Annotated in this window: 5 protein-coding genes; 3 read left to right on the top strand and 2 right to left on the bottom strand. The window is 71.5% G+C overall.

What is annotated here, in order from left to right; genetic code table 11:
* Positions 1 to 578 (bottom strand): GNAT family N-acetyltransferase (locus HOQ08_RS05290; RefSeq protein ID WP_291192332.1); only part of this gene is annotated, 578 nt, incomplete at its 3' end.
* Positions 579 to 592: 14 nt separating this feature from the next.
* The gene (locus HOQ08_RS05285) at positions 593 to 922 is read right to left on the bottom strand and encodes a YnfA family protein (protein ID WP_291192331.1); all 330 of its coding nucleotides are present in this window, start codon (positions 920 to 922) and stop codon (positions 593 to 595) included.
* Positions 923 to 1,023: 101 nt separating this feature from the next.
* Here HOQ08_RS05285 and HOQ08_RS05280 point away from each other — a divergent pair, with 101 nt between their 5' ends.
* The 3 genes from HOQ08_RS05280 to HOQ08_RS05270 form a co-directional block, all read left to right on the top strand.
* Entirely contained in the window at positions 1,024 to 1,329 is a 306-nt protein-coding gene (locus HOQ08_RS05280; protein WP_291192330.1) for a hypothetical protein, read from the top strand.
* Complete coding sequence (locus HOQ08_RS05275) at positions 1,326 to 1,775, top strand: helix-turn-helix domain-containing protein (RefSeq protein ID WP_291192329.1); 450 nt, start codon at positions 1,326 to 1,328, stop codon at positions 1,773 to 1,775. The genes HOQ08_RS05280 and HOQ08_RS05275 overlap by 4 nt, the downstream gene beginning before the upstream one ends.
* A gap of 23 nt (positions 1,776 to 1,798) precedes the next feature.
* Positions 1,799 to 2,214, top strand: a 416-nt coding sequence (locus tag HOQ08_RS05270; RefSeq protein ID WP_291192328.1) for an ureidoglycolate lyase, incomplete at its 3' end; no start/stop codon positions are given.

The raw sequence follows: 2,214 nt of genomic DNA, 5'->3' as shown, positions 1-2,214 counted from the left end.
AGCGAGGTGCGCAGCGCCCGCGCGGTGACCTGCAGCGGCAGCTCGCAACCCGACTGCAGGCATTCATCCAGCCAGTCGAAGGCGTCCTCCAGCGCGATGGCGGTTGGCGCGGACGGTGCCGCCTGCGCCACCGGGCTGGCGGCGCGTTCGTAGCCATGCAGCGTGTCGACCGTGGCGAAACCCCGCCCCTCGTACAGCCGCACCGCCCGCGTGTTCTGCGCGAAGCATTCGAGTTCCACGCACGCCATGCCGGCCGCCTTCGCGCGCACGGTGAAGTCGCCGAGCAGCACCGGCGCCGCCCCGCTTCCACGCGCGGCCGGCACCGCGCCCATGGTGCCCAGGCGCCAGCTGCGCACCTCGGGCCTGGGCGCGGCGAGGCAGAAGGCCAGGGGCTCATTGCCGTTCATGGCGACCCGGCTGAGCGCGAGGTTCACGCCTTGCCGCGCGAGGAACTGCGGCCACTGCGCGAGCGCGAGCTCGAAGGGCCCGATCAGGTAATCGGCGAACGCCTGCGTGAAGGCGGCGTGCAGGCGGGCCGGTTCGACGGCGTCGGCGGGAACGAGCGCGAAGGAAGACATGCCCGGAATGTTCTTCACGCGCGCCTGCCGGCCATGATGATCCCCATCCCGAGAAGGCTCACGGCGACACCGACCCAGTCGGTCGTCGTCGGCCGCACACCGTCGACGGCCCACAGCCAGACGATCGCCACGCCGATGTAGACGCCGCCATACGCGGCATAGACGCGGCCCGCGGCGGTCGGATGCAGCGACAGCAGCCAGGCGAACGCCGCCAGGCTTGCCGCGGCGGGTGCCAGCAGCCAGGCCGATCCGCCCTGCCGGAGCCAGAGGTACGGCAGGTAGCAGCCGACGATTTCCGCGATCGCGGTGAGCACGAACAGGCCGAAAGTCTTGAGCGCATCCATGCCCGATTGTGCGGCGCGGCCGGGGGGACTTGACCCTCAAGTGGCTTGAGCTCCTACCGTGCGGGGCGTGGGCGATCGGCCCATGCCCTGGAGATGTCCTGATGATCAAGCCCTGGAAACTCGTTCTCGGTGCCGGCGCGGCCTGTGTGGCCTGCTGCGCGGCCCCCATCGCCGGTGCGGCTGCCACGCTGTGGCTCGGGGTCCCGGGGCTCCTCGCCGGCGCGATGGGCATGCTGGCCGCGTTCAGCGGCTCGTGGCTGCCGCTCGCGATCGGAGCCCTGGCGCTGGCCATCGTCGCGGGCACGTTGGCCTGGCGCCGTCGCCGGCAACTGCGGGCCGCCAGCATGTGCGGCTGTCAAGGCGTGACGGGATCCTCGGCCTGCGCGTGGCCTAGGATAGGAGCATGAGCGCAGCCATGCCCCTTTCCATCGGCGCCGCGGCCAGGCAGACCGGCTGCAGCGTGCCCACCATCCGGTACTACGAGGAAGTGGGCCTGCTGCCCGCGGCACCGCGCACCGAAGGCAACCAGCGCCACTACGACGCCTCCGCGGTGCGCCGGCTGGCATTCATCCGCCGCTGTCGCGATTTCGGCTTCACGATCGAGCAGGTGCGCGAGCTGGTGGGCCTGGTCGACGAGCCCCGGCGTGACTGCGCGGAAGTGCGTGACATCGCGCAGCAGCACCTGCTCGGGGTGCGCAGCAAGCTGGCCGAGCTGCAGGCGCTGGAAGCCAGCCTTGCGGGCTTCGTCGATGGCTGCAACAGCGCCTGCGCGGGCGGACCTGCGATCGATTGCACGATCCTCGAGGACCTGGCTACGCCCGCAGCGCCGCAGCGTCGCTCCTGCTGCTCCTGATCCCGCAGACCCGGACACCACCCATGACGACCGATCCCCGGCACGCTCGCCATTGGCTGTCAGTCGAACCGCTGCACCCGCAGTCGTTCCGTCCGTTCGGCGACGTGATCGAGGCCGGCGAGGGCGCGCAGCACCGCGCGATCTACGAAGGCTTCGCGCAGCGGTACGACGACCTTGCGCAGCTGGACACCGGCCGGCAAGGTGGCCATCCGGTGCTGAGCATCTTCCGCGCGCGGCCACGCACGCTGCCGTTCCAGCTGCGGCTGGTGGAACGTCACCGGCTCGGGAGCCAGGCGTTCATGCCGCTGCTGCCGCAACGCTTCCTGGTCGTCGTCGCGGCGGCGGGCCCCGTACCGGTTCCCGCGCAGCTGCGCTGCTTCATGGCGGCGCCGGGCCAGGGCGTGAACTACGCCGCGGGCACCTGGCACCACCCGCTGAT

This window comes from Frateuria sp. (assembly GCF_013362045.1).
Taxonomy (GTDB): Bacteria; Pseudomonadota; Gammaproteobacteria; order Xanthomonadales; family Rhodanobacteraceae; genus Frateuria_A.
This window is presented reverse-complemented; position numbering and strand designations above follow the sequence as displayed.

Excerpts from the sequence above, each read along its gene's own strand:
- HOQ08_RS05285 (WP_291192331.1), bottom strand. The coding sequence starts at position 922 with ATGGATGCGCTCAAGACTTTCGGCCTGTTCGTGCTCACCGCGATCGCG.
- HOQ08_RS05280 (WP_291192330.1), top strand. The coding sequence starts at position 1,024 with ATGATCAAGCCCTGGAAACTCGTTCTCGGTGCCGGCGCGGCCTGTGTG.
- HOQ08_RS05275 (WP_291192329.1), top strand. The coding sequence starts at position 1,326 with ATGAGCGCAGCCATGCCCCTTTCCATCGGCGCCGCGGCCAGGCAGACC.